The organism is Candidatus Halobonum tyrrellensis G22, from assembly GCF_000495475.1.
GTDB lineage: Archaea > Halobacteriota > Halobacteria > Halobacteriales > Haloferacaceae > Halobonum > Halobonum tyrrellense.
This window is the reverse complement of the sequence record NZ_ASGZ01000029.1, coordinates 66,864-89,940: the sequence shown is the minus strand read 5'-3', so window position 1 is coordinate 89,940 and position 23,077 is coordinate 66,864. Positions and strand designations below refer to the sequence as shown.

The following is a 23,077-nucleotide window of genomic DNA, read 5'->3' as shown; positions in this document are numbered from 1 at the left end:
ATGGACGACGACATCGACCTTGCCCGAGAGGATCTAGCCGTTCTGCACGCCGTCGTTGACGCTGACAGGGCTGTGAGTACCAGCACGATCAAAGAGCAACTGTACTGTATCGATACGGGCAGTCAGGCCCGGTACCGCTTCAACAATCTCGAAGGATGCGGGCTAATCGAAACGTGGCACGACGACGAACGGACGCCTGAGCATCAGATGGCGGTGCGAGTGGCCGAGCCTACGGAGGCTGGCCGTGAGATCGCCGAGGAGTTCGACGAGGACACGGAGACGCTCCCACTTGAGGAGCGGATGTTGCGGTTGGAGAAGCAGGTGGGTCGAATGCGGGAGACCTACGGTAAGGTGAAGACCCGTATCGTGGATCTTGAGGACGAGGTAGAGGATCACGACGACGACCTCGAAGAGGTCGCCGAGGAAATCCGCAACATCAAGCGCGTCCTCGTTGACGAGACGGATTCGCGCATCAGTGCGGGTGAAGACTCATAATCCGAGAGATCGTCCAGCGGATCGACGGAGCCATCGCTGACCGAGTGTTGCCGTGGTGCAGTTCATCGGAACCGAGGAGTGTGTGAGCTAGGATAGTGGAACCCGCACCGGCGGATGGTTTTCATCGGAACTTGAGGGGGTGGGGTCACTCCTCGTCGCTGGGGAGGTCGTCAATCAGCACGTCGATGTCATCGAGATTCTCGTCGTTGTCGAGCTGCTCAACGCGTTCGCGGGACTCCTCGCGTTCGCGCTCGACCTCGTGCATTTCGCGGGGATGATCGTGGTAGTACGCGAGGGCGTGGTAGACGTTGGCGATGTCGAGGTCGAATCGGTCGGCCACCGTTTCAGCGTCCTCGCCGCCCTCCTCGACGAGCGCGCGCAACTGGCGAACGGGGATTCGACGGCCGGCGACGTGCGGTTCGCCCATCAGGTCGCGAGCGACTCTCGCTGCATCGTCACCGTCAAGGTCGATGCCGAGTTCCTCGGCGACCTCTTCGGTTTCATATTGTCTGTCCACGTCCTCGATCTCGTCGATGCGCTCGTCGATGATCTCTGCTTCACGCTCCGTCATCTCCCCCCATCGCGTGTCCGAGTAGTCGGTATCGTCGGGATCCGGGTCATCGGGCATACGCGTATTATCTTCCCCCGTCCCGATAGTCGCTTTGACGGCCTCAAGGATAGCTATGGGCATTTTCGCGGATTCTGCGTTGGTTTTAGGGAGGTGGAGGACACAGTGGTAATCGGCGGGGGCGAAACCCGCCGGTTAGGTGCCCGGTATAATCCCGGGCGGTGGTTCTGGGGGAGCCATCCCCTTTTGGCTTCACGCCGGCATTTATCCGGCAGTAGTGATGTCGAAGCTACCGCTATGGACGAAAGCGAACGTCTGAAGACACAGTTGGCGATGTTCGTCAGCGGTGCAGCGGGTTGGCTCGCTACCGCGGAGGACGCAGACGTGGACGACGAGGTCATCGAGGAGGTCGAACAGGCTCACGAACACGCCCGGGAGGCGTTCGACCTGTTTCGAGAAGAGGAACAGTGAGCCGTAGCAGCCGTCGGCACCGAGCCACAGTTCTTCCCCGTACTTCGTGAGGTGGGCAGGGAGGTCAGCGTCGCGCCGGTGGGTCTGCGGTACGTCCACGCCGTCAAGATCGGCGAGCGTCAATTCGCGCGGCCAGTCGGCTGGCGGCGTGTCGGACTGCACGGCAGGGTAGACGTGCGCGTTCTTCATCGGTTCGACACCCCAGTGCTTCGTGCGGTCGTCCCATTAGAGGGTGTACACGTGGTTGTGGTAGCCGATCCGGATCTGCTCCGCACCGTACGTCTTGCCGCGGACGTTCCACCCGTAGTGGTCGTGGTGATGAGTCGCGGGCATTGGACACCACTTACTCGGACTCCACGTGCAGCACCTCGTCGCACCGCGGGTCGACTGCAACCTCGCCCGAGCAGTCAGGACACTCTCGCAACTCTCCGTTAGGATCGACGCCAGTGTAGGTGATCTCTCCCGTGCGGTCGCGCCGCGGGCACGTCGTCTTGACGACCGGCATTAGTCGTTCAGCACCTCCTCGTCCCATTCGCGCAACTTGTCGAACATCTCCTCCTTTTCTGGGGGGATTTCACCGACCGATGAGGCACCGAGCGGCGTCACGCAGTGTTCGGAGCCGCATTCTGGGCAATCAAGGAAATCAACGTCTGCTCCGGTCAGGAACCTAATCTGCTCGCCACACGCGCCACAGGTATCAACCACTGCCGTCATACATCGTGATCGATGAGCGAGATCGGACTTGAATGCCGGCTCGCCGGCTGCCAGCGGTGGCTGCGGGGGACGCGGATCTTTTTGACCGATGCTACTCGACCGCGGCGTTGGTACGATGGTTCCACGCATCACAGAGGTTGACCGCGAGGAGTTGACGGAGGGCGAGCACGTCGAACTCGCCGTCGAAGGAACAGGCCACCGAGTCTATATCACCGCGGTCGAGGGGCAGACCGTCGCGGTCGTTGGTAATGGGGCCGGCGAGCAGGCGTCGATCTCCCTCAACAGCGAAGGATGGCGGCTCAACGCACCTGAGAAAATAGATTAGAACGACTCGTTCCCGCGTATCCACATCTGGACGAAGGTCAGCGATCCGTTGTAAAGGTGGCAGCCGATGGGGGAACTAGTGCCATACGGATTGCCTGAGTCGCACCCTCGTCAACCCGCCGTACTCGTCGTGTGCATCGGATTGGAACTCTTCCCACGCATCGTCCGGCCACTCCTCATCGTGCGTTGACACCGACTCGACTTCTCGCTTGATGGGGTCGACGCGCAAAATTAGTCCCTCAATCGGTTCTAAATCAGGCCAGAATGCACGGCGGAACGCCTCTACTTGTTGGTAATGGCTGCATCGAATCTCGTGAGCAAGTTTGTAGTCGGCCGCGTAGATCCCCTTAGGGACGGCCCCACCGTTGATACGGGCCAAGCGATCAATCTGGCCACCATACCGTGTTCCATTTACATCGGTGACGAACAGCATCTCGTCGGCGAGTGGGTCATAATCCACCACGTCCGTCCACCACATACTCGCCAGCATCGACGCATTGCGCGCTTGCTCGACAGCAGCCCACGTGACGATTCGCTTCGCTTCCTCGAAGCGGTCAAAACGGTCGAAATCAACCTCCTCGGGCGGGCGTACTGTTGGGTCATACTCAGCGACCGCGCGCCACGTCGACAGCCAGTGGCCCTCAAACTCCTCTCGGAACAGGTCGTGGTGATCATCGCCGTGGATGCCGTCCAAATCGTCGTGCATTATGACACCACGAGCGCGTCGATACTCTGCCGGTAAATCGCTATCATCTGACTCTCCTTTGGCGGATGCCGTGATTGTGTTCACGGACAGGACAGGCTCGTCATCGTCTCGTTGGTAAAAGCTACCCTCATCGTTCTGTATCGACCCACGGTGAACACCGCGTTTGGCCTTCCTAATTTGAGTATCAATCAACGGATTCCGTACCTCGCGCGCGTACCGTTCCACAACTCCCATACCTGTGGATGGGTATCCACCCACAAAATGGTTCATCACTTGATACTTTCGGTTATCGTCGTGGCTGTCCCCCACGTCCGCGGTACTCGTCGATGTCGATACCAAACCGCTCCTGTAACCGCTGCTCGTGCCACTCCGTCCAATCGCTGAACCCGATTGTTTCGGCTTGCACATCGAGCAGCGTCCGGACTTCTTCCGCTTCGATGTTACCGCTCCGAATCGCGTCTTCCGCCGATTGGCCGTCGCGACCGATCTCGTCGATTGCCGGCCCACTCGTATTCGTGACAATTTCCATCAGGAGTTCCATCACGGTATCCTCCGGAATCTGGACACGTGCGCTACACCGTGGGCAGTAGTTCGCTTCTGGCGTCAATGCCGCCGAGCAGCGCGGACATCGGTCGAGTTCAGGCTCACCAATCCCGTCCTCATCGATGTCGAACCCGTACCGCTGGAGAACCTGCTTATTAATCTCGTCTTCTTGGATGTGCTCGTACCGGTCAAGCATATCCGAATCCCGACTCCAACCGGCCCGATGCTTGATTTCCCTGTCCGTAAATCCCTGACGCGCCCAAATAGTGACGGCAGTATGCCGGAAAACGTGGGGGTGGACATCTTCTGGATCAAGGTCGGTGTCACCATCCCTAACGAGTCTCTCAAGCCGTTGACGGACGAGTGCCGGCGTCATACTGCCATCATCGTCCTCATCCGTCCATCCTTCCGACTTGTGGAACAAGGGTGCTTCGTCATCGTCCGGTCGGGGATGCTCGTCGAACAGGTAGCTCTCGATGTGAGCTGCCGACCACGTAAGCGGCTTCCGCTTGTCATCCCCCTTCAAACCAGTCGCATCCGGGTTTGCTTGGAAAAATCCGCCACCCGAATTCTCCCTGAAATCCACGTCCTTGACGCGCAGCGAGAGCATCTGTGCGATTCGAAGCCCCGTATCGGCGAGCATCGCGACGATGGCTCGATCGCGCGCTGTCCGGCAGCAATCCTGTATCAGCGTCTCGATCTGCTCGCGTGTCAGGATGTCTTCGGGAGTGATCTTCGTTTCGTCCTTGTCCGAGAGACGGATGGCACCACGTGCCGGGAGAATTGACGAGTAGTCACGCCCAAACTCCTCGACACGGGCGTTTCGTAGTTCTCGGCAAAGGACTCTCAGCGCCTTCTCGTAGTTGCGACGCGTTCCCTTGCTTGACCAGCCGCGTTCTTCCTCAAGGTCGTCAAGAACGGAGTCCATCTGCCGCGGGGTCAGTTCTTCGATTGGTGCGTCAGACTTCTCCGAGATAGCACGGAGTTTCGAGAGATACTGGATGACCGTCGACACGGCCATCTCCTTACTGGCGACAGCCGCGAAGTCCCACAGCATCCGGGCGTCCTCATCGGAGAGCGAGTCCAATTTTTCCTTTTGACTCTGCAACTGCGAGTCGAGGTTATGCGGGTCGTCGACTCCCATTTCACTGGACGACGTCTCGAAGGACTAACTAACAATTTGTGATTTATCCGCCCGGGACTACTCTGCGACGGACGAAGCGAGTGGGAGCCATCCTCACGGGTTCGACACGCAGAACGTGAGAGGGTTCCAGCCGTCGCGAGTCGACCCGGAGTCGGCTCGCGCCGGTCCGGCCGCGACCTACGGCTCGGCCGACTCGATCTCGTCGAACAGGGCTTTCACGCGCCGTTCGGTCTCGTCGCGGATCTCGCGTACGCGCTCGGGGGTCGCCCCGTCGGGGTCGTCGAGCGTCCAGTCGCGTACCTCTACGTCCTCGCCCACCTCGCCGACGTCGAGCGTCGAACAGCCCATCGTCGCCACGTAGTCGCACGACCGGAGTTCCTCGCCCGTGATCTCTCGTGGCGTCCGGTCGGAGAGGTCGAACCCCTCTTCGTCCATCGCCGCGATCACTTCCTCGTGGACGCGGTCGGCGGGGTGGGTCCCCCCGGTCAGGATCCCGACGCGGTCGGTCAGCCCGCGCCGCTCGCGTTCGCGTTCGGCGAACGCGGTGGACATCTGCGAGCGGCCGGCGTTCTGGACGCAGATGAAGGCGATACGGGTCGGGTCCGGGTCGGGTGTACTGGACATGGGTGGTCGTCGGTCGCGGGTTCGGTCGCCGTCGTATCGATACTACCGGTCGTCTCGCTCCCCCGGTCGAACCGGCGCTGGAAGGAGAGCGCGACGTTCACCACCGCGAGGAGCACCGGAACTTCGATCAGTGGGCCGACGACGGTGGCGACCGCGACCCCCGAACCGACGCCGAACACCGCCACCGCGACGGCGACGGCCGACTCGAAGTCGTTCGACGCCGCCGTACGTCCGGTCGCGGTCGTCTCAGTCGTCGGCTTCCGCCCGCTCCGCCCGCGGCACCGTCACGTCGGGCAGGTCAGCCTCTATCTCGCCGCGGCGCGCCTCGAACTCGCCGGGGAGGACGAGCCGACCGCCCAACTCGGAGAGCGGTTCGTCGCTGTCGTAGCCCGGGTCGCGCGTCGCGAGTTCGAAGAGGACGCCGTTGTGCTCCCGGAAGTACACCGACCGGAACCAGTGGCGGTCGATCTGTCGGGTGGGTTCGAGCCCCGCCGCGCGGACCGCCTCGCGCATCGCGGCCTGGTCGTCGTCGGTCGGCGTCTGGAACGCGACGTGGTGGACCGTGCCGTGGCCCTGTCGGCCGGCGCCGACGGTCGGGAGCACGTCGACGTACCGGCCGACGGGACCGGCGGCCGAAAAGCGGGTGCGCTCGTCGCCCGGCGTGTCGCCGGGCGACTGCTCGGTCCCCGCCTCCTCGAACCCCATCGTCCGGAGGAGGTCCATCGTCGCGTCGGGGTTAGCGAGCCACAGCGTCACCGAGTGGAACCCGCGGATCGCCGCCTCCTCGGGGACGAACTCGGTCCACGGCACGGTCGGGTCGTCGTCGGCTATCGGGACCGCCACCAGTTCGACCGGCAGGCCGTCGGGGTCGCGGAACGGGAGCACCGTCTCGGAGAACCGTTCGACCCGCTCGTCGTAGTCGACGCCGTACTCGTCGAACCGCTCCTCCCAGTAGTCGAGGCTCCCCTCGGGGACGCGGAACGCGGTGCGGGAGACCTGTCCCGACCCGACCTTCCCCCGCGACATCTCCTCCCACGGGAAGAACGTCATGCTCGTCCCGGGCGTCCCCTCGGCGTCGGCGAAGAAGAAGTGGTACGTGCTCGGGTCGTCCTGGTTGATCGACCGCTTGACCAGGCGGAGACCGAGCGTCTCGACCCAGAACTCCACGTTCCGCTGGGGGTCGCCCGCGACACACGTTACGTGGTGGATGCCCGGCGTGGGCGTGACGTCCGTCATCGCCCGGGGGTACGCGGCCGAGCGACTTGAGTCCGCGCTGACGCGAGTGTTACCGGGTCGAGTGTGACCGCCACCGTCCCGGAGGTTCGGCGGGTCCGGCGGGTCGGCCTGGTCCGCGTCGCGTGCGGCGCCGCCGCTCCGCCGTCGGGCGGTCGTATGTTGCCCCGCCGGAAACCCTAATACAACGACGAGGAAACGAGAACCGAGACTCATGAGCGAACGCATCGTCCTGCTCCGCGGGTCGTCCGACTTCCTCCACGGCCGCGACTGCAACGTGATCGAGACGTACGAGTTCGACGACGACCTGGAGGCGGCGCTGATCGACTGCGACGAACGCGAGGAGTCGTCGCTCGCGGACCACGACCGGGTGGTGTCGGTCGACCCCAACTACACGGCCCAACTCCCGATCGAACCCGAGTACGTGAGCGCGGACCCCGACCGAATGGCCACCATCGAGGACGTGCGCGAACTCCACGACGTCCCCGACGATGGCGACACCGGCGCCGGCTACACCGTCGTGGCGATGGACTCGGGCGTCGACACCGGCCACCCCGTCTTCGACGACGACGACGTCGAACAGGTCGACGTGACCGGGACGGGCGAGGGCGACGCCGTCGGCCACGGCACGGCGGTGTTGGGGCAGGTCACCCAACTCGCGCCCGGCGCGGACCTGGTGGCGCTGCGCATCTTCGGCGAACAGGGGCAGACCAAGGACAACGTCATCATGCGCGCCTACGAGTGGCTCCACGGCCACGCCGACGAGTTCGACGTGGTGAACATGTCGTGGGGGTCACAGGAGACGTCGCGGTCGATCAACGAGGTCCACAACTCGCTGGTCGAGACGGGCGTCAGGTGCGTGGTCTCGGCGGGCAACTCGGGCGAGCGCTCGGGGAGTCCCGCGACCGCCGAACGGGCGTTCAGCATCGCCGCCTGCACCGAGGAGGGCGCCATCGCGGAGTTCTCGTCGTACAACCCCGACCGGGACAACCCGGACGTCGCCGCCATCGGGAAGGACAACAAACTCGCGCAGGCGGACGGCACCGCGATGGGCGAGCAACTGGAGGGGCCGTGGGTGAAGTCCTCGGGCACCTCCTTCTCCGCGCCGGAGGTGGCGGGGATGGTCGCGAAGTACCTCGACGTCCGCGGCGAGACGCCGCCGGAGACGGTGATGCGCGACTTCGAAGCGGCGGCCCGGAACGTCCCCGACCAACCGCGCGACGGCGCCGGACTCGCCGACTACGAGGCGGCGGTCGCCGGCGAGTCGGACGAGTCGAACGAGTCGGGCGGCACCGGCGGTCCCGACGACTCCGGGGACGCTGAAGGCTCCGAGCGTCCCGAAGGGAGCGCCGGAAGCGCGGGAGACGACAACTGACGGGGCGACGGTTCGCGGGTCCGGACCGCGGGGGGGCGAACCCGCGACGGGATAGCCGCGTTTTTCACCCGGTCGGCCCTGGGAGTCGACCATGAGTCTGGAGGCGGCGGTCGCCGCGCCGTTCCGCGGGGCGGGGACCGACCGGATGGGCGAGGGCGAGTTCGTCGTCGCGCTCTCGCTGGACCGCGAGTGGTTCTCGCCGGACCAGGCGAAGCGGCTCATCGACGTGGCGACCGGGCGGGGGCTGCTCTCGCGGGCGGACGACGGCGCCGTAGTCGCGGAGTTCGACCCCTACGAGGTGGCGGTGCCCGACGGGTTCGTCCCCGACGAGTCGGTGTTGCGCGAGCAGTCGACGTTCGAGCGCGCGGTCGACGCGCTCGTCGCGTCGGGGATGGAGAAACAGGAGGCGGTCGCGGCGGCCAACGAGCGACAGCGCGACCGCGGCGTGACGTTGGAGACGGCGGCGGTGCTCGTCGCGCGCGAACGCGGCGTCGGCGTCGACGACGTGGCCGCGGACGCGCGGGCGTCGCTCGTCGGGGAGGAGTGACGTGGCCGACGACCGCACGGCCGACGGCGTGCGCATCGCCCAACTGCTCGCGTCGGAACTCGCCGCGGGCGGCGGCGCGCTCGGCCCGCTGGCGGTGACGGACGCCGACCCCGACGCCGAGCCGACGGCCGACGGCGCGCTCGCCTACCGGGTCGTCACCGCGGAGGCGTCCGGAGGCGGAGGGAGCGAGCGCGAGGACGACCCGCTCGCCGCGGTGTACGTCCACCCCGACCGCGCGCGCGTCGAGTTCGTCGCCGCGCCCGACGCGGCCGCGCGGGCCGCCGAGGAGGCGGGACTGCGCGTCCGGCCGACGGCCACCCGGCCGCCGCGGACGCTGGTGTTCGTCGAGGACGGCGCGGAGGTAAAGCGGGTGTTGCCGGCGTTCGCGGCGGCGGTCGAGGGCGGGGACGGCGAGGAGTAGCGCGGAGCTACGCCGACGCCGGGACGGGAGTCACAGCGACGCCAGCACGCCCGGCAGGTCGCGCGCGAGTCGGTCGCGCTCGACGGTCGCGACGGCGTCGGGCGCGGGTTCGTCGCCCTCGCCGAGCACCTGTATCGGGACGAGACCGGCGTCGGCGGCGCCCGCCATGTCCTCGGCGGGGTGGTCGCCGACGAACGCGGTCTCCTCGGGGTCGGTGCCGAGTCCGTCCAACAGCGCGCGGAACGCGCGCCCGTCGGGCTTGCCCGCGGGGAGCGACCCGGAGACGTGGACGGTGTGGAACTCGTCCCACCAGCCGAGCGCGTCGAGTTTCGACTCCTGTGCGCGGACGGGACCGTTCGTCAACAGCCCCACGCGGTACGTCTCGCGGAGCGCCGCCAGCAGGCCGACGACGCCCTCGACGGGCACGAGCGCGTCGACCACGGCCTCGCGGTAGGCGGTCGCGAGCGCCGCGGGGTCGGCGGGGTCCGCCTCCGTCTCGGCGCCGGCGTCGCCGGCGACGACCGGGTCGATGCCGCCGAGCAGGTCGGCGAACACCGGTTCGCGCGTCTCGGCGGTCCGGTGGCGCGCGTGCGCGTCGAGGTACGCCTCGCGGGTGACGCCCGCCTCCAGGAGGGCGGGCGACGCCACCTCCCTGACCGCGTCGGCGAGGATGTCGCGGCGCGAACGGTTCGGCACCGCGAGCGTGTAGTCGAGGTCGAACCCGACGGCGTTGAGCACGCGAGTGGGGACGGGTTGCACACGCAAGAACCTAGCGACACGCCAGCGCCCGTCTACCGGCCGAAACGCCGGCGCCCGGCGGCCACCCCGTATCGGGTCACGGCGCCGACCAAAACGAGACGGGCGGAGGGCCGCGACCCGCAGTGCGTCCCGGGAGTCCAGACGCGTGACCGCCCGCCGGCGGTCGACCACACCGCTTTTGCTGGTCGGGTGTCGTGTACTCGGACGTGACGCTCGACCCCGTCCACGTCGACACCATCGCGCATCTCGCGTCGGCTATCGCGGACGGCGTCGACGACGGGGACCACGCCGACCTGGCCGGGCGGGTGTGGGAGGAGTTCCTCGACCCCCTCCGCGAGGACGGCCGGCCGACGCTCGACCCGTTGGGCGCACACGAACTCCGGCGGACCCCCGTGACGGACGCCGCGCTCGCGGACCGCCCGTTCGCGTCGAGTCACGGCATCGACTCGGGGACGCTCAACCCGACGGCGTTCAAGAACGGGCTGGTGCTCGACGTGGCGCAGGCCGCGATGGGGACCGAACCCACCGACCTCGACGTCCACGGCTGCCGGAGCATCGTCGTGACCGTCCACGCGAACGACACCACCGTCCGCTTCCCCTCGGGGTGGCAGCGCTACGACGGGGGACGGAGCGAGCGGCGCGTGCTGAAGGTGCCCCGGACGCGGCGGTTCGCCGACGAGACGGTGCACGAACTCGCGCTGTCGCTCGCGGAGTCGCACCACGCGCTCCAACACAGCCACCTCGTCGACGACCTGCTGGTGCTCGACGGGCCGCTGTACCCCAAACGGCTACTCAACTGGGCGACCCGCGACCGCGAACTCCGCGAACTCGCGTACGGCGACGCGGTCGCGGAGGCCGTCGAGAACTACGTCCGCCTCGTGGAGCGACACGTCGAGCGGGGCGTCCCGCTGGTGGGGTTCGTGAAGAACCCCACGTCGGGGTACATCGGCCGGACGCTGGAGGCGAACGGCGTCGCCGCGCCGTGGCCCGACGACGCGGCGCTGTTCACCCGCCTGCTCGAACGCCGCGAGGACGGCGAGCGGCTGACCGACGCGGTCACCCACACCAGTTGGTTCCGGTCGCGCGGCGGGTCCGACCGCCCGCTGTCCGCGCGGGGCGACGCGCTCGGGGTGGAGCGCGAACGCGACCCCGAGGAGTACGAGGTGACGTTCATGCACGCGTACGACCCGCGGGCGGACCTGCTGTTCAAGGTGGAGGCGCCCGCGGCGTTCACCCGCGAGGAGTCGACGCGGCGGGCGCTCACCCGACAGGTCGTCTCGGAGGTGGCGGCCGCGGGCGGCCCGCCGCGGGCCGTCGAGAAGGCGGACGAACTCGCGCGCATCGGCGTCGGCGAGAAGGCGGCGCTGCGCCGCAAGTTCGAAGAGCGGTTCGACACCGAGTTCCTCCGCACGTACGACGACGAGCGCTGGGGCGGCGAGTACGAGTAGCCGCCGCGTCGGGAACGCCGGCGGGTGTCTCCCCGAGCGGAGTCGCGCGGCTCAGACGTGCCGTTCCTTCCGCACCTCGACGTCGACGTCCGCCTCGTTGACGCCGACGCGCGCGAACTGCGTGCGGACGTGCTCCTTCGCGGCCGCGACGGCCTGGTCGCGCGTGTCGAACCCGCGGGGGAGCGGCGTCTCGAAGGCGACCCGGATCTCCTCGCCGTCGACGGTCAACTCCGACCCGCCCGACTCGACCTGGTAGAACTCGTCGCAGACCCAGACGTACGCGGCGTCCTCGTCGGGGGCGCCCTTGAACGACGGCGCGCGCTCCCCGCGCTCGTAGATGGTCCCGGTGAGCGTGGTGCCGCCACCGCAACCGCGCACTTGTATCATGGAGCGAGGTACGCGCCACGCGCGGAAAAACCCGTCCGGCCGTCCCGACACGCGTTCACACGGCAGTCACTCTCTACCTCGCGGCCGACCGTCGCCGCCGTCGCCCGGGGGTCGGTAGCCCGCTGCTAGCCGGTGTGAGCGCGGGACTGCGCGGGGGCGTGCCGGCGAGGGTCGACGACGACGGCGCGGAGTAGGCGACTGGTACCGACGCGGACACGTGCGGGCTTTATGTCGGGCGCTCGCGTGGACGCCGACATGACGGATTCGGGCGACCCGAACGATTCGAGCGGTCCGGAACTGGGGGACTTCGAGGCGTTCGGCGCGGGCGACGACGCCGGGTCGGAGTCGACGCCCGCGACGAACGGGAACGGGGAGGGCGAGGCGGCGGCGGACGCGGACGCGGCGACGGCGGCGGACGCGAGCGGCGCGGACCGCGACGGAACCGGGGGCGGTACGGCCGCGGACGCCGCCGACGGGGCGGGGCGTTCCGGGACCGCCGACGCGGACGACGACGGGGCGGGCGGGTTCACCCGGTACGCGATGGAGGCGGCGGACGGGCGGGCCGCCGAGGGGGTAGGCACCGTCTCGGTCGCACAGGGGCTACGCGTCGCCGAGGACGGCGACGAGACGTGTCTGCGGGCGTTCGTCACCGCCGACAACCGCGACGCGGTCCGGATCGGGACGTACCTGCTGGTCCCCTACCCGGACGGGGAGACGCTGTTCTCGCGGATCACCGCCCTGGAGTACGCCCAGGAGTTCCGGACGGACGACGCGACGGAGTTGACCGCCCGCAGGCGGATGCGCGAGGGGGGTGACGGGTTCACCGAGGCCGACTACAAGTTCGTCGCCGAACTCGATCCGACGGCGGTGCTGTTCTCGCAGGGCGGCGAACTCAAACGGCGGATGGCCGACCGGGTGCCGAAGCCCGGCGCGCTGGTCCGGCAGGCGACCGACGCCGACCAGATCAAGACCGGGCTAGCCATCCCCGACGACGGGGTGTTCCTCGGTCACCTCTCGGTCGGCGGCGAGAAGGTTCGGACCGCGGCGGAGCCGCCGACGGTCGACTACCGGCTGAAGGACGACTACGACGCGGGCGACCCGCTGGTCTTCCGGCACACGCTGGTGGCGGGCGGCACCGGGTCGGGGAAGACCCACGCGTCGAAGAACGTCCTCAGGCAGTATCTCGACCGGACGTACGAGATGGACGACGGCCGCGACGCGAGGGCGGGCGTCGTCCTGTTCGACCCGCAAGACGAGTACGCCCAGATGCACGACGACAACGACGCGCTCAACGCCGAGACCGCCCGACGGCTCGACCGGGAGGGGGTCGCCCACGGCGGCCACGACGACACCGTCGCGCTGGTCCCGAAGGAGGCGGGCGTGAGCTACCCCGGGAGCGGCCACCGCGCCGAGCAGGTGGAGTTCACGATACCGTTCAGCATCGTCGACGAGTACGACATGCCGTGGCTGGTGGCGGGCGCGTCGCTCAACGAGAACCAGTTCCCCGCGCTCGCGCAGTTGCTGCGGCGGTTCTTCCGCAACTACGACGACGGCACCTACGAGGAGTTCCTCTCGTTTCTCGACGACCCGGCGCTCAAGGAGGAGCTCCACGAGTCCGGTCGGGTCCACGAGGCGACGTACGACGCGGTCAAGCGGCGCGTCCGCGGCGTCCCCTCGGGCGTGTTCGACCAGGACGCGAAACCCATCACGGAGTTGGACACCACGCTGGTCCGGCCGGGCGGGCTGACGGTGGTGCCCACCTACCACCTCTCGTCGTCGCGCGCCAAGGAGATGTTCGTGCTCGCGGTGTCGACGATGCTGGTCGACGACAAGCTCTCGAACGACCCGACCAGCCGCCGGGTCGACGAGACGCCGCTGCTCCTCGGGATGGACGAGGCGCACAACTTCCTCGCGGAGGCCGACAACGTCCAGGCGCGGAAGGTCATCTCGACGTTCACCGAGGCGGCCAAGCAGGGGCGAAAGGAGCGGCTGGGGCTGTTCCTCGTCACGCAGGACCCCCAGGACATCGCCGACCCCGTGTTCAAGCAGGTCAACACGCGGCTGGTGCTCAACCTCGGCGACGACGACGCCATCTCCAGCGTGAACATCCCGCCCGCGCTCTCGGAGAAGGTGCCGTACATGGAGAAGGGGCAGATGGTGGTGTACTCGCCCGACAACTCCGAGCCGGTCGAGGTGACCGGCCTGCCCGTCTGCGTGACCCGGCACGGCGACTGACGGCCGTCGTCACCCGTCGCGACGACCGGCCGTCGGCGGCCGAGCGGAAGGTGGGTTTTTCTCCCCCGGCGAGAACCGCGAGGTATGGCAGACCGGATCCTCGTCGCGTTCGACGGGAGCGAGCAGGCCCGGCGGGCGCTGGAGTTCGCGGTCGGGGAGTGGTCCGACGCCGCGTTCACCCTGCTGTACGTCATCGACCCGGCGCGGGCGGGTAGCTCGCCGACCGCCGGCGTCCCGAGCGGCGCCGAGGAGTGGTACGAGGGGGAGAAGCGCGACGCGGAGTCGACGCTCGCCGACGGCGCGGCGCTGGTCGGCGGCGAGGCGACGACCGATGTCGTTGTCGGCCGACCGGCCCAGTCGGTGGTCGACTACGTCGACGACCACGGGGCCGACATCGTCGTCGTCGGGAGCCACGGCAGACAGGGGCTCTCGCGGGTCGTGCTCGGGAGCGTCGCCGAGGAGATAGTCCGCCACTCGCCGGTCCCCGTCACCGTCGTCCGGTAGCTCGCGGCCCGCGGGTTTTCAGCGCCGATAGCCGGGGGGCAGGGTTTAGATGCCGACCCGACCGCACGACGGGTATGAAGCTACGGAGCGGGGGAGTCGGAGCCGGTGTCGCGGCGGCGGCCGTCGTCTGGACGCTCGTGTTCGTCGCCGGGCCGGCGCTCGCGGCCGACGCGGGCTGTACGGCCACCGACGGGGAACCGGTCTGTCTCGACGGCGTGTCGGTGTCGGACGAACGGCTCGCGAAGGGGGAGTCGGCGACGCTCGAAGCGACCGTGCGGAACGCGGGCGAGACGCCCGCGAACGCGACGGTCGTGTTGAACACCGCCGGCCCGGACAACGTCACCCGGTCGTTCACGCTCGGCCGGGTCCGGCTGGCGCCCGGCGAGACGCGGACGGTCACGCAGCCCATCGACGCGAGCACGCCGGGCAGCCACGGACTCCAACTGCTGGTGTTCGACGGCAGCGGCGCACGGACGTACGACTCCTCGGCGGTGCTGACGGTCGCCGTCACCGAACGCGGACTGGGCGGAGCGCTCGACCGGAGCGAGTACGCGCTCGGCGCGCTGGTGGGCGCAGTCGCCGTCGTCGGCGGCCTCGGCTACCGCCGGCGGTAGGAGTCCGACCGCGGACGGAGTCGACGTGGACCGACGGACCGGCGGGTGAACGACCGACTCGTGCGGACGGGGAGCCCGTCGCTCAGAAGATGTTCGCCTGTCGGTAGACGGAGATACCCTCGTCGGTGATCTCGTACGGCTTCGTCTCGCGGGAGTGGTTGGCGTCGCGGATCTTCTGGATCTCCACCCCGAGCCGCGTCTCCCGGGAGTTGGAGGGGCGGATGTACTGGAGGACGAACACCGCGTCAGCGAGGTACTCCACGATGCCGTGTCTGGAGGTGTACGGGTCGGCGGTCGACGCCTCGGAGGTGAGCATCGTCGTCACGCCCGCGCGCTTGAGCGAGCGGGCGAAGTCGAACACCTCCGAGCGGCGCTTGGAGGGGTGGTCGTACATCGTCTCCAACAGCGACACCGAGTCGAGGACGAGGCGGTCGGCGTCGAACTCGGTGACGAGCCGCGAGATGTCGTCCCGGAGCGAGTCGAGCGAGTTGGCCATCTCGACGGGGTCCATCGCCACCACCGCGAGACGGCCCTCGGTCTCGTACTCGCGGTAGGGCCACCCCTTCTCCTCGGCCGTCGAGAGGATGGCGTCTTCGGACTCCTCGAGCGTGATGTAGACGGCCTTGCCGCCGCCGTCGAGCGCCTCGTTGAGGAACTGGAGAGCGAACGTGGTCTTGCCGGTGCCGGCGCTCCCGACGACCGCCATCAGCGACCGCTCGGGGACGCCGCCGAGGACCATCTCGTCGAGTCCCTCGATGCCGACGTCGACCCGCGCGATGTCCGACTCGAACTCCGCCTCCGCCGCCTCGAACCCCTCCGCGTCGCCGCCGCCGAACCCGTCGGAGGCGTCGAACCCGCCTCCCCCGCCGCCCTCGGGGGAACCGCCGGGGAACGACGCCCCGCTCATCTCGGCGCCGAAGTCGCCGAACGGGTCACCGCCGCCCGACCCGGGGCCGTCGGCGTCCCGACCGGGGTTCCCCTCCGGGGCGTCGGTCCCGGCGCCCAAGCCGCCGAACGGGTCGGCGTCGTCGCCGAGCGCGCCGTCTCCCGAGGAGCCGTCGGCGCCCGTAGCGGTGTCGACACCCGCGTCGGTGTCGGTACCCGTATCGGCGTCGGTCTCCGCGTCGGCGGCGCGGCGCTCGTCGTCCGCCCGCCCCTCCGTCTCGCGTTCGCTCGCGTTCTCGTCGTCCTCCTCGTCGAGCGCCCGTTCGAACCAGTCGTCGTCGGTCACGGCCGTTCCCCCCGCCGACCGGCGCGCGCGGACGGCCCGCTCGGCGCCCCCCCGGGGCCCGGAACCGGTGACCCGCAGTCGGTCATGTGCATACCGAGTGTAGCCGGAGGCATGAATGTTCCCCAGCGTGCGACGCGCGGTGAGAATCGGGCTACCGGTCGCCGCCGGCCGTCCGGCGGGCTTTTCCACCGGGGGAGCGAACCGGAGATATGGACGTGGACGTCGGGGTCGTCGCCCAGAAGGGGAACGAGCGGGCCGCCGCCCTCGCAGGCACCGTCCGCGACCGCCTGGAGACGGCGGGCGCGGCGGTCGCCCTCGACCGGGCGACCGCGGGGTCGCTCGGGACCGACGGGGTCGACGTCGACGCGATGGCGGCGCGCGACCTCGTGGTGTCCATCGGCGGCGACGGGACGTTCCTGTTCGCCGCCCGCGGCGCGCGCGGGACGCCCGTACTCGGCGTGAACCTCGGCGAGGTGGGGTTTCTCAACGCGGTCTCGCCCGAGGAGGCGGTCGACGTGGTGCTCGCGGAGGTGGAGGCGTTCCGCGTGGGCGAGGCGACCGTCCGGGAGGTGCCGCGGCTGGCGGCGACCTGCGACGGCTGGGAGAGCGAACACGCCGCCAACGAGGTGGTCGTCCAGGGCGACCGCCGCGGTCACGGCGGCGGCGTCGACTGCGAGGTGCGCGTCGACGGCTCGCCCTACGCGTCGGGCCACGCCGACGGCGTGCTGGTGTCGACGCCAACCGGCAGTACCGCGTACAACCTCTCCGAGCGCGGCCCGCTGGTCCACCCGAGCGTCGACGGGATGGTCGTCACCGGGATGAGCATGGACGCCGCCGACGGGATGCCCCCGCTGGTGGTCGCGCCCGACGCGACGGTGAGCGTCGCGCTGACCGCCGCGGCCGCCGACGCGGTCGTCATCAGCGACGGTCGCGACCCCCACCCGGTCGCGGTGCCGACCGAGGTGCGGATCGAACGCGCCGACCCGCCGATGCGGGTCGCCGGCCCGGACGTCGACTTCTTCGAGGCGCTGAACAAACTGGAGTGAGCCGGTCGCGAGCGTCGAGCGGACCCCGACGGGCGCGAACGGGAATCGAGGACGAAATCGGGAGCGAGAATGAACCGGGAGCGACAAGCAGAACGGGGATTCGGCGAGCGACGCGAGCCGCGAGCCGGCGTCAGCGGCCCCAGTCGGTGGTGTGACGCGGCCGGTCGGAGACGGCCATCACGTCGATATCGTCGTCGCGGTGCGAGAGCGCTTCGAGCGACGCCCGCGCCGCCGCCTCGGTCGAGACGTACGGCACGTCCTCGTCGACGGCGGTCCGGAGCGCGTCGCGGTCGTCCGACACCAGCAGGTCGACCTTCCCGGTCTTGAGCGCCTCGGTCAGGTCGTCGAACGTCGCCTCGTCGTAGTAGTCGACGAACCCGTCGCGGATCTCGGCGAACGCGTCGTCGCCGTCCGCCGGGAGCGCGTCGCCGCGGGTGGTGAACGTCACCGTCCCCCCCTCGGGGAGGCCGTGACCCGCGGCGTCGAGCGCCTTCTCGTACGCCTTGCCGAACGTCCGGGCGGTCCCCATCACCTCGCCGGTCGACTTCATCTCGGGACCCAGCCGCGGGTCGGAGTCGGGCAGGCGGTCGAACGGCAGGACGACCTCCTTCACGCTGGCGTGTTCGGGGATGGCCTCACTGGCGTCGATGTCCGCGAGCGACTCGCCCGCCATCACCCGCGCGGCGAGTTTGGCTATCGGGACGCCCGTCGCCTTCGAGACGAACGGGACGGTCCGCGACGACCGCGGGTTCGCCTCCAAGACGAACACCTCGGGTCCGTCGTCGCCCTCGCGGACGGCGAGTTGGACGTTCATCAGGCCCACGGTGTCGAGCGCGCGCGCGATGTCCTCGGTCACCTCGCGGACGCGCGCCATCGTGTCCGCGCCGAGCGACCGCGGCGGGATGACGCACGCGGAGTCGCCCGAGTGGACGCCCGCCTCCTCGACGTGTTCCATCACGCCGCCGATCAGGACCTCCTCGCCGTCCGACACCGCGTCGACGTCGAGTTCGACCGCGTCCGCGAGGAACTCGTCGACGAGGATCGGCCGGTCGGGCGACACCCGGACGGCCTCCTCGATGTACTCCTTCAACTCCTCGTCGTCGTCGACGATCCGCATCGCGCGCCCGCCGAGGACGTAGCTCGGCCGGACCAACACGGGGTAGCCCAACTCGTCCGCCAACTCCAGCGCCTCCGCCTCGCTGGTGGCGCTCCCGCCTTCGGGCTGTGCGATCCCGAGGTCGGACATCAGGCGGTTGAACCGGTCGCGGTCCTCCGCGAGGTCCATCGCCTCCACCGAGGTACCGAGGATGTCGCAGTCGACGCCCCGGCGCTCGAGTTCGTCGGCGAGCGGTTCGCCGATGTCGACCGAGGTCTGGCCGCCGAACTGGATCATCACGCCGTCGGCGTCGGTCGCCTCGATAACGTCCGCCACCTCCTCGGCGGTGATGGGTTCGAAGAACAGGCCGTCGGAGGTGTCGTAGTCGGTCGACACCGTCTCGGGGTTGTTGTTGACGACGTGCGCCTCGACGCCCATCTCGCGGAGCGCGCGCACCGCGTGGACCGAACAGTAGTCGAACTCGACGCCCTGGCCGATCCGGATCGGGCCGCCGCCGACCACGACCACGCTGTCGGTGTCGCGGTCGACCCGGAGTTCGCCCGCCGCGGCGTCGCCCTCGTACGGGCCGGCGAACCACTCGGGCTGCCGCGAGGAGTAGTAGTACGGCGTCGACGCCGCGAACTCGCCCGCGCAGGTGTCGACCTGCTTGTACGTCCGACCGGGCACGTCCGCCTCGACTTGGCCGACGCCCGCGCGGGCGGCCGACACCGGGATGGCGTCGCCGTCGTCGCCCTCGGCGGCCGCGCCGCCCGCGGCCGCCCCGGCGGCGTCCGCGCTCGCAGCCTCGGCTTCGGCCGCCTCGGTACCGCTCTCGGTCGCATCCGCGGTCCGCCACGCGCCGCGCGTCTCGGGCAGCCACGTCAGGCTGCTGTCCTCGAACACGTTGCCCGCGAGCGCGCTCACCTCGGCGTTCGTGAACCCCGCGACCGCCGCCGGGGTGAACTCGCCGTCGACCACCTCCTTGCTCGCCTCGACGATCCGGGCGAACCGCTCGACGTACCACTCGTAGATGCCGGTCGCCTCGACGACCTCCTCGACGTCGAACCCGCGCTCGAACGCCTCGAACATCGCGTACGGCCGGTCGGGGCTGGGCCGTTCGAGGTACTCCTCGCGGAGTTCGTCGTCGTCCAGTTGGCCGAAGTCGACGGCGGGGTCGTACTCGGAGCTACGGAGCGCCTTCAACAGCGACTCCTCGAACGTCCGACCGATCGACATCGCCTCGCCGGTCGACTTCATCGCCGTCGAGAGGGTGAAGTCGGTGTCGTCGAACTTGTCGATCGGCCACCGCGGCACCTTCGTCACCACGTAGTCGATTGCGGGTTCGAACGCCGCGGTCGTCTCGCCGGTGATCTCGTTGTCTATCTCGTGGAGGCGCTTGCCGAGCGCCACCTTCGCGGTCACCCGCGCGATGGGGTAGCCCGTCGCCTTCGACGCGAGCGCGGACGAGCGCGAGACGCGGGGGTTCACCTCGACGACGCGGTACTCGCCGCCGGGGGTGCCGTCGTCGCGCCACGCGAACTGGATGTTACAGCCGCCCTGGATCCCCAGGTCCCGGATCACTTCGAGCGCCGCGTCGCGCATCTCCTGGTGGCCGTCGTCGGGGATCACCTGCGAGGGGGTGACGACGGTGGACTCGCCCGTGTGGATCCCCATCGGGTCGAGGTTCTCCATGTTGCAGATGATGATACACGAGTCGTCGGCGTCGCGCATCACCTCGTACTCCAGTTCGACCCACCCGGAGATGGACTCGGTGACGAGCACCTCCGAGTTGCGCGACAGCCGCAGGCCCGTCCGGACCCGCTCTTCGAGTTCGTCCATCTCGTCGACGACGCCCGACCCGCTCCCGCCGAGCGTGTACGTCGTCCGCGCGATGACGGGGAGGCCGCCCACCGCGTCGACGGCCGCCTCGACGCGGTCCCGGAGGGCGTCGGCGTCCACCGCCGCGACGGACTCGTCGTCGTCGAGCGAGATGGTGGTCGACTTCGGTACCGGTTGGCCGAGACCCTCCATCCGCTGGCGGAACAGGTCGCGGTCCTCGGTCGCGTAGATCGTGTCCAGCGGCGTCCCCATGATCTCCACGTCGTACTCGTCGAGGACGCCCTCCTCGGCGAGTTCGGCGGTGACGTTCAGCCCGGTCTGCCCGCCCAGCCCCGCGATCACGCCGTCGGGACGCTCCCGTTCGATCACCTCGGCGATGGCCTCGGTCGTGATGGGTTCGATGTACACCTCGTCGGCCATCTCCGGGTCGGTCATGATCGTCGCCGGGTTGGAGTTCACGAGGACGACTCGGGCCCCCTCCTCTCGAAGCGCACGGCACGCCTGCGCGCCGGAGTAGTCGAACTCCGCGGCCTGTCCGATCTGGATGGGTCCGCTACCGATCAGGAGGATGGTCCTGTCGTCTCCACTCATTACCCCGAGCGAGTGCGTTCATCGTAATAAGGCCGGCGACTTGGGACGATATTCGTAGCGCAGTTACGAGATTCGAAGTGAGACGGAGTGACACGGTGTGGGCCGCGTTCGGGCTACGCCGGCGGCACGCCCGGCAGGTCGACCGCCCGGACCGGCGGGGCGGCCTCGACGCTCCCCCACTCACCGTCGCAGGTGCCGTCGGTGTCGACCCGCGAGCGGTCGACGCGGCTCGCGGGCGCGCGGACCGCCTCGCCGGGGACGCGAACCGTACAGGCGCCGACCGAACACGCGCCGTCCGCGACGGCGACCCCGTCGGTCCCGTCCCCGTCCCCCTCCAGACAGCAGCCGTCGCCGACGGTCAGGTCGCGGCCCGTGACGGAGACCAGTGCGTCGACCCGCGCGGTGTCGACGACGCGCGTCCGTTCGAGCGTCACGTCGTGCGGCGGGTCGGTCGACGCGTGGGGACCGGCCGTGCCGGGCCGCTTCGCCAGTATCGGCGGGACGCCCGGCGCGTCGACGCGGACGTCGGCGTCGCGAACGTCGAGTGCGCCCGCGTTCGGCCGGACCACCACCCCGCACACCCCGGTCGGGAGGCTCGCGTCGCCGCTCGCGTCCGCCCGGCCGTCGCCTCCGCGGACGACCACGCGGGAGCGGTCGAGGGTGACGCGGCCGGGGGAGTCGAGCGCCCCCCGCTTCGCTTCGACCCAGAGCCCGCGCATGAAGAACGACTCCGACTCGCGGGCGGGTTCGCGCGGGCCGGCGTACCGCGCGGGGTCGACGCCCACGACGGTGCCGCGGACGGTACAGCCGTCCGCGCCGACCCTGATGGAGGCGACGTTGTTGTTCCAGAACGCACAGCGCTCGACGACAACCCGACCCGGCGCTTCCGACCCGTATATCCCGTTGTTGCCGAACTCCTCGACCCGGCAGCGCTGGACGCGGAGTTCGCCGACGTGGTCGCCGCCGACCCACGCCCAGATCCGACCGTCGCCGCCCTTGTAGCGGGCCCACGTCGACCCCTCGGCGGCGACCACGTCCCGGACGACGCCCGTCCCGTCGGGGTGGGTGACCGCGAGGTTGAAGCAGTTGGTCACCTCGCCGTCGGGGTGGGTGCCCCGGCCGACGAACGCGACGTCGCGGACCAACAGCGTGTCGGCGTGTGCGCGGATCCCGGCGACGCCCGTCTCCTCGCCCACGTCGACGTCTATCCCGTCGAAGACGAAGTGCTCGCCCGCAACGGAGATTGCGAACCGGTTGTAGTCGGGCGGGACGACCAGCGTCGGCTCCGCCCCGGTGGCGGCGCGAAAGCGCACCGCGCCCGCGCCGTCCGCCGCGAACTGCCCGCGGAGGTGGACGTCGCCGTCGGGGAGGACGACGTCGGCGCCCGGCGCTATCGAGTCCAAGTCGAGCGTCGTCCGCCCGTCGGACGCGGGGACGACTCGGTGTTCGGCGTCGTAGCCCGGAAAGCTCGGGGGCGCGGCGTCCGGGTCGGGAGTCACGCGCGGGGGTTGGACGTGCCGGCGTGAAAGCGCTCGGGTCGGTCCGACCGGCGTGCCTCTCCCACGAGGGTCCTCGGTCGCGGCTCAGACGTACACGTCGTCGGCGTCGAGGTCCCGCTCCGCGCGGTACTGCTCGACGAACTCGCCCACGTCGAACTCCAGCATCTGCTGTTCGAACTCGGTCATCGCGTCGGAGTCGTCCGCGTGCGACACCGCGTGCTCCATCAACTCGATTACGAGTTCCACGATGGTCTCGTGGAGCCGTCGGGAGTCGAACTCGGTCACCCACAGCATCGAGTAGCCGAGGTCCTGGTCGTCGCTCACGTCCTCGGCGACGACCTGTCCCGGGAACTCCTCGAGGACCATCCCCATCAGGTGGGGGGTGCCGAACTCCGGCATCTCCTCGCTGGTGGTCTCGACGGTGTCACGTAGCAGCGAGACGAGGAACTCGGGGAGGAAGCGGTCGGGCGGGTTCACGTCGGTGACGACGGCGTGGGTCGCGCCACAGTCGCAGTCGAACTCCCGCATCCCCATGTCGAACTGACGGACGGGGACCGTCTCCTCGCAGGGGAGGTCGACCGTCTCGCCCCCGCCGCCGGGGACGCGCGGTTGGCTCATGCCCCGGGGTTGGCGGTCGTCGCCCGTAAAAGACGCGTTCGGCGG

At 69.3% G+C, this 23,077-nt stretch carries 24 protein-coding genes and 1 pseudogene; 10 read left to right on the top strand and 15 right to left on the bottom strand.

What is annotated here, in order from left to right; genetic code table 11:
• The gene (locus K933_RS09465) at positions 1–495 is read left to right on the top strand and encodes a hypothetical protein (protein ID WP_023394505.1); all 495 of its coding nucleotides are present in this window, start codon (positions 1–3) and stop codon (positions 493–495) included.
• 145 nt (positions 496–640) lie between these two features.
• Here the strand turns inward: K933_RS09465 and K933_RS09460 are convergent, their stop codons facing one another.
• A complete protein-coding gene (locus K933_RS09460; protein WP_235063439.1) occupies positions 641–1,123 on the bottom strand; it encodes a DUF433 domain-containing protein in 483 nt (160 codons plus the stop codon).
• 237 nt (positions 1,124–1,360) lie between these two features.
• Here K933_RS09460 and K933_RS18715 point away from each other — a divergent pair, with 237 nt between their 5' ends.
• Complete coding sequence (locus K933_RS18715) at positions 1,361–1,534, top strand: hypothetical protein (protein ID WP_200862312.1); 174 nt, start codon at positions 1,361–1,363, stop codon at positions 1,532–1,534.
• A 343-nt stretch (positions 1,535–1,877) separates the two neighbouring features.
• Here the strand turns inward: K933_RS18715 and K933_RS18710 are convergent, their stop codons facing one another.
• The 8 genes and pseudogenes from K933_RS18710 to K933_RS09440 all read right to left on the bottom strand — a co-directional run bounded on the left by K933_RS18710 (position 1,878) and on the right by K933_RS09440 (position 6,825).
• Positions 1,878–2,039 (bottom strand): hypothetical protein, encoded by a 162-nt coding sequence (locus tag K933_RS18710; RefSeq protein ID WP_023394503.1) that lies wholly within the window; start codon positions 2,037–2,039, stop codon positions 1,878–1,880.
• Positions 2,039–2,248 (bottom strand): hypothetical protein, encoded by a 210-nt coding sequence (locus K933_RS17970; protein WP_152529794.1) that lies wholly within the window; start codon positions 2,246–2,248, stop codon positions 2,039–2,041. The genes K933_RS18710 and K933_RS17970 overlap by 1 nt, the downstream gene beginning before the upstream one ends.
• A gap of 91 nt (positions 2,249–2,339) precedes the next feature.
• Complete coding sequence (locus K933_RS18360) at positions 2,340–2,597, bottom strand: hypothetical protein (protein ID WP_161631415.1); 258 nt, start codon at positions 2,595–2,597, stop codon at positions 2,340–2,342.
• Positions 2,598–2,648: 51 nt separating this feature from the next.
• Positions 2,649–3,278 carry a hypothetical protein gene (locus K933_RS09455; protein WP_023394502.1) on the bottom strand — a complete coding sequence of 210 codons (630 nt, stop codon included), beginning with the start codon at positions 3,276–3,278 and terminating at the stop codon, positions 2,649–2,651.
• A gap of 286 nt (positions 3,279–3,564) precedes the next feature.
• On the bottom strand, positions 3,565–4,965 hold the full coding sequence (locus K933_RS09450; RefSeq protein WP_023394501.1) for a site-specific integrase: 1,401 nt from the start codon (positions 4,963–4,965) through the stop codon (positions 3,565–3,567).
• 177 nt (positions 4,966–5,142) lie between these two features.
• Positions 5,143–5,589, bottom strand: a complete 447-nt coding sequence (locus K933_RS09445; protein WP_023394500.1) for a low molecular weight phosphatase family protein — start codon at positions 5,587–5,589, stop codon at positions 5,143–5,145.
• A gap of 5 nt (positions 5,590–5,594) precedes the next feature.
• Positions 5,595–5,864, bottom strand: a pseudogene (locus K933_RS19405) (ACR3 family arsenite efflux transporter); the annotation flags it as partial.
• The gene (locus K933_RS09440) at positions 5,836–6,825 is read right to left on the bottom strand and encodes a VOC family protein (protein WP_023394499.1); all 990 of its coding nucleotides are present in this window, start codon (positions 6,823–6,825) and stop codon (positions 5,836–5,838) included. The pseudogene K933_RS19405 and the gene K933_RS09440, both read right to left, overlap by 29 nt.
• 211 nt (positions 6,826–7,036) lie before the next feature.
• On the opposite strand from K933_RS09440, the gene K933_RS09435 reads away from it, so the two are divergent.
• The 3 genes from K933_RS09435 (at position 7,037) to K933_RS09425 (ending at position 9,165) form a co-directional block, all read left to right on the top strand.
• Entirely contained in the window at positions 7,037–8,197 is a 1,161-nt protein-coding gene (locus tag K933_RS09435) for a S8 family peptidase (protein WP_023394498.1), read from the top strand.
• Between the two features lie 91 nt (positions 8,198–8,288).
• Positions 8,289–8,744 carry a DUF2240 family protein gene (locus K933_RS09430; RefSeq protein WP_023394497.1) on the top strand — a complete coding sequence of 152 codons (456 nt, stop codon included), beginning with the start codon at positions 8,289–8,291 and terminating at the stop codon, positions 8,742–8,744.
• 1 nt (position 8,745) lies between these two features.
• On the top strand, positions 8,746–9,165 hold the full coding sequence (locus tag K933_RS09425) for a hypothetical protein (RefSeq protein WP_023394496.1): 420 nt from the start codon (positions 8,746–8,748) through the stop codon (positions 9,163–9,165).
• A 30-nt stretch (positions 9,166–9,195) separates the two neighbouring features.
• Here K933_RS09425 and K933_RS09420 read toward each other — a convergent pair whose 3' ends face one another.
• A complete protein-coding gene (locus K933_RS09420; protein WP_023394495.1) occupies positions 9,196–9,903 on the bottom strand; it encodes an HAD family hydrolase in 708 nt (235 codons plus the stop codon).
• A 227-nt stretch (positions 9,904–10,130) separates the two neighbouring features.
• Between K933_RS09420 and K933_RS09415 the strand changes: the two genes are divergently transcribed.
• Positions 10,131–11,372, top strand: coding sequence for a DNA double-strand break repair nuclease NurA (locus K933_RS09415; RefSeq protein WP_049947756.1), 1,242 nt, complete (start codon positions 10,131–10,133; stop codon positions 11,370–11,372).
• Positions 11,373–11,423: 51 nt separating this feature from the next.
• Here the strand turns inward: K933_RS09415 and K933_RS09410 are convergent, their stop codons facing one another.
• Positions 11,424–11,759: a DUF7113 family protein gene (locus K933_RS09410; RefSeq protein WP_049947741.1), complete on the bottom strand. Its 336-nt coding sequence runs from the start codon at positions 11,757–11,759 to the stop codon at positions 11,424–11,426.
• A gap of 255 nt (positions 11,760–12,014) precedes the next feature.
• On the opposite strand from K933_RS09410, the gene K933_RS09405 reads away from it, so the two are divergent.
• From K933_RS09405 to K933_RS09395, 3 genes are all read left to right on the top strand, one after another.
• Positions 12,015–13,994 (top strand): ATP-binding protein, encoded by a 1,980-nt coding sequence (locus K933_RS09405; RefSeq protein WP_049947740.1) that lies wholly within the window; start codon positions 12,015–12,017, stop codon positions 13,992–13,994.
• Between the two features lie 84 nt (positions 13,995–14,078).
• Entirely contained in the window at positions 14,079–14,498 is a 420-nt protein-coding gene (locus tag K933_RS09400; protein ID WP_023394491.1) for a universal stress protein, read from the top strand.
• 74 nt (positions 14,499–14,572) lie between these two features.
• Positions 14,573–15,112, top strand: coding sequence for a hypothetical protein (locus K933_RS09395; RefSeq protein ID WP_023394490.1), 540 nt, complete (start codon positions 14,573–14,575; stop codon positions 15,110–15,112).
• An 82-nt stretch (positions 15,113–15,194) separates the two neighbouring features.
• On the opposite strand, the gene K933_RS09390 is transcribed toward K933_RS09395, so the two are convergent.
• Positions 15,195–16,343: a KaiC domain-containing protein gene (locus K933_RS09390; RefSeq protein WP_023394489.1), complete on the bottom strand. Its 1,149-nt coding sequence runs from the start codon at positions 16,341–16,343 to the stop codon at positions 15,195–15,197.
• 215 nt (positions 16,344–16,558) lie between these two features.
• Here K933_RS09390 and K933_RS09385 point away from each other — a divergent pair, with 215 nt between their 5' ends.
• A complete protein-coding gene (locus tag K933_RS09385) occupies positions 16,559–17,389 on the top strand; it encodes an NAD(+)/NADH kinase (RefSeq protein ID WP_049947755.1) in 831 nt (276 codons plus the stop codon).
• Positions 17,390–17,519: 130 nt separating this feature from the next.
• On the opposite strand, the gene carB is transcribed toward K933_RS09385, so the two are convergent.
• From carB to K933_RS09370, 3 genes are all read right to left on the bottom strand, one after another.
• The gene (gene carB, locus K933_RS09380; protein ID WP_023394487.1) at positions 17,520–20,915 is read right to left on the bottom strand and encodes a carbamoyl-phosphate synthase large subunit; all 3,396 of its coding nucleotides are present in this window, start codon (positions 20,913–20,915) and stop codon (positions 17,520–17,522) included.
• A 113-nt stretch (positions 20,916–21,028) separates the two neighbouring features.
• Positions 21,029–22,414: a hypothetical protein gene (locus tag K933_RS09375; RefSeq protein WP_023394486.1), complete on the bottom strand. Its 1,386-nt coding sequence runs from the start codon at positions 22,412–22,414 to the stop codon at positions 21,029–21,031.
• Positions 22,415–22,498: 84 nt separating this feature from the next.
• The gene (locus tag K933_RS09370; RefSeq protein ID WP_023394485.1) at positions 22,499–23,032 is read right to left on the bottom strand and encodes a DUF5815 family protein; all 534 of its coding nucleotides are present in this window, start codon (positions 23,030–23,032) and stop codon (positions 22,499–22,501) included.
• Between the last annotated feature and the right edge of the window lie 45 nt (positions 23,033–23,077).

Coding starts and splice junctions, on each gene's coding strand:
- K933_RS09465 (WP_023394505.1), top strand. CDS start 1: ATGGACGACGACATCGACCTTGCCCGAGAGGATCTAGCCGTTCTGCAC.
- K933_RS09460 (WP_235063439.1), bottom strand. CDS start 1,123: ATGCCCGATGACCCGGATCCCGACGATACCGACTACTCGGACACGCGA.
- K933_RS18715 (WP_200862312.1), top strand. CDS start 1,361: ATGGACGAAAGCGAACGTCTGAAGACACAGTTGGCGATGTTCGTCAGC.
- K933_RS18710 (WP_023394503.1), bottom strand. CDS start 2,039: ATGCCGGTCGTCAAGACGACGTGCCCGCGGCGCGACCGCACGGGAGAG.
- K933_RS17970 (WP_152529794.1), bottom strand. CDS start 2,248: ATGACGGCAGTGGTTGATACCTGTGGCGCGTGTGGCGAGCAGATTAGG.
- K933_RS09455 (WP_023394502.1), bottom strand. CDS start 3,278: ATGCACGACGATTTGGACGGCATCCACGGCGATGATCACCACGACCTG.
- K933_RS09450 (WP_023394501.1), bottom strand. CDS start 4,965: ATGGGAGTCGACGACCCGCATAACCTCGACTCGCAGTTGCAGAGTCAA.
- K933_RS09445 (WP_023394500.1), bottom strand. CDS start 5,589: ATGTCCAGTACACCCGACCCGGACCCGACCCGTATCGCCTTCATCTGC.
- K933_RS09440 (WP_023394499.1), bottom strand. CDS start 6,825: ATGACGGACGTCACGCCCACGCCGGGCATCCACCACGTAACGTGTGTC.
- K933_RS09435 (WP_023394498.1), top strand. CDS start 7,037: ATGAGCGAACGCATCGTCCTGCTCCGCGGGTCGTCCGACTTCCTCCAC.
- K933_RS09430 (WP_023394497.1), top strand. CDS start 8,289: ATGAGTCTGGAGGCGGCGGTCGCCGCGCCGTTCCGCGGGGCGGGGACC.
- K933_RS09410 (WP_049947741.1), bottom strand. CDS start 11,759: ATGATACAAGTGCGCGGTTGCGGTGGCGGCACCACGCTCACCGGGACC.
- K933_RS09405 (WP_049947740.1), top strand. CDS start 12,015: ATGACGGATTCGGGCGACCCGAACGATTCGAGCGGTCCGGAACTGGGG.
- K933_RS09400 (WP_023394491.1), top strand. CDS start 14,079: ATGGCAGACCGGATCCTCGTCGCGTTCGACGGGAGCGAGCAGGCCCGG.
- K933_RS09395 (WP_023394490.1), top strand. CDS start 14,573: ATGAAGCTACGGAGCGGGGGAGTCGGAGCCGGTGTCGCGGCGGCGGCC.
- carB (WP_023394487.1), bottom strand. CDS start 20,915: ATGAGTGGAGACGACAGGACCATCCTCCTGATCGGTAGCGGACCCATC.
- K933_RS09370 (WP_023394485.1), bottom strand. CDS start 23,032: ATGAGCCAACCGCGCGTCCCCGGCGGCGGGGGCGAGACGGTCGACCTC.